This window comes from Paracoccus spongiarum (assembly GCF_030732095.1).
GTDB lineage: Bacteria > Pseudomonadota > Alphaproteobacteria > Rhodobacterales > Rhodobacteraceae > Paracoccus > Paracoccus spongiarum.
The window spans coordinates 1-644 of the sequence record NZ_JAVAMQ010000080.1 but is presented as its reverse complement, the minus strand read 5'-3'; the positions used below and the strand labels follow the sequence as shown (position 1 = coordinate 644).

Annotated in this window: 1 protein-coding gene; it reads left to right on the top strand. The window is 64.1% G+C overall.

Annotated elements, in window-relative coordinates:
• The coding region (locus Q5Y72_RS19780) for a tyrosine-type recombinase/integrase (protein ID WP_305965094.1) at positions 1–644 on the top strand (644 nt) is incomplete at both ends.

Below are 644 nucleotides of genomic sequence, written 5' to 3'. Positions count from 1 at the left end.
GCAAAGCCGACGCCGGTGCGCGCCAACCGCGTCGGTGAGGTGCTTCGAAAGATGTTCACCTATGCGCAGGGCTGGGGCTGGCGGGAGGATAACCCGGCCTCTGGCTTCCGCCGCCGGATCGAGAACCCGCGCGAGCGGTTTCTGTCGCAGGACGAAATCCGGAAGCTTGCTACCGCGCTGGACGCGGCCGAGGATCGGCGCGCGGCGGATATCATCCGGCTCTGCATGCTGACCGGCGCGCGGGTCGGCGAGGTCCGGCAGGCGCGGTTCGAGCATTTCAACCTAGAGCATCTCAGCTGGTCCAAACCCGCCAGCATGACCAAGCAGCGGAAGATTCACCGGCTGCCGATCTCGGACGAAGCCGCAGCCATTGTTCGCCAAAGGCAACTGCTGGTGCCGCCCGGCTGCTCATACCTGTTTCCGGGCGATGTGCCCGGCCAGCCTGTGAAGGAAATCCGCCGCTTCTGGCATCAGATCCAGAAGCAGGTGAACATTCCCGATGTCCGCATTCACGACTTGCGCCACACCTTCGCCTCGCTACTGGTCAGTGGCGGTGCGTCACTGGAAATGATCGGAAAGCTCTTGGGTCACAGCCAGACGCAGACCACTGCGCGCTATGCCCATCTGATGGACTCGCCGCTGCG